At 39.2% G+C, this 1,104-nt stretch carries 3 protein-coding genes; all 3 read left to right on the forward strand.

Annotated features, from left to right (window positions below):
• The first annotated feature begins 83 nt into the window (after positions 1-83).
• Positions 84-278 carry a hypothetical protein gene (locus DDE80_RS14410; protein ID WP_108308635.1) on the forward strand — a complete coding sequence of 65 codons (195 nt, stop codon included), beginning with the start codon at positions 84-86 and terminating at the stop codon, positions 276-278.
• A complete protein-coding gene (gene tnpB / locus DDE80_RS14415; RefSeq protein WP_108308637.1) occupies positions 275-628 on the forward strand; it encodes an IS66 family insertion sequence element accessory protein TnpB in 354 nt (117 codons plus the stop codon). The genes DDE80_RS14410 and tnpB overlap by 4 nt, the downstream gene beginning before the upstream one ends.
• 119 nt (positions 629-747) lie before the next feature.
• Positions 748-1,104: IS66 family transposase (locus tag DDE80_RS14420; protein WP_427901823.1), on the forward strand; the 357-nt coding region annotated here is incomplete at its 3' end.

A 1,104-nucleotide genomic window follows, 5' to 3' on the forward strand; every position in this document is an offset into this window, starting at 1 on the left:
GTAAGCCCCCAATCAAATAACGCATATAAACACCCTGGCACCTCCGGTACGATAAACGTATCAATTTAAGGAGGTGCTTTTTTATGCCAACGAATCAACCGACAATTGTGCCAGTTTATCTAGATCCCCTGCCAACCGAACAATCTTCGATGTCTTCTTTCCCACATGCAGCTGGGCCAAGCTGTGTGATTAAAACCGCTGCGGCCGAAATTTCCTTTTTCAATGGTGTAGAGGAGCGCATCATTCAAGCTGTGATAAAGGAGCTGATTCAAAAATGAAGCACGATTTTACGCGTGTGCAAAATATTTATATTGTCTGTGGGAAAACAGACATGCGTAAAGGGATTGATGGTCTAGCGACCCTCGTTCAAGATTCGTTTGAACTCGATCCTTTTAGTGACTCAATTTTTTTATTTTCTGGTACAAGTAAAGACCGCTATAAGTGTCTTTATTTTGATGAGGACGGCTTTGCGTTGCTTTATAAAAGGCTAGACAGTGGCCGATTACAATGGCCGAAAAATGAAAAAGAAGTGCGCAATCTCTCTCAACAGGAATTGCGTTGGTTATTAGAAGGCTTATCTCTTCAACAACCAAAAGCAATTTTAAAATCTGCAAAAGGTGTCTTTTAATACTAACCTTTTCAATGGTATAATTAACCACATATTATTCGAACGGAAATGTGGTGAATCAGGTGAGTGCAGAAGCAACGGAAAAATTAATTCAATTATTAGAAGAACAACTCGCTTTTATGAAGCAACAAAATCAAGAGCTTTCGAAAAAATTAGATGCATCGCTCGCCCAAAATAAATACTTATCTGAACAAGTTCGCCAATTAACAAAAATGATTTATGGTTCACGCTCAGAGAAGTCAAAATACCAAGCACCCGATGGGCAAGTCTCGCTATTTGAGGATGACCCACCTTTTAATGATTCTGAGCAAACAGAAGAACAAAGCACGGAAACTATAACCTATACAGTGACCCGTTTAAATAAAAAGAAAAAGCGCAACGATTCATTCATAGAAGGTGTGGAAGTAGAAGAAATTCACCATCACCCAACCAATCTCGAATGTGACTGTTGCCAAAATCAACTACATGAAATTGGC

The organism is Metalysinibacillus jejuensis (genome assembly GCF_003057615.1).
Lineage (GTDB): Bacteria > Bacillota > Bacilli > Bacillales_A > Planococcaceae > Metalysinibacillus > Metalysinibacillus jejuensis.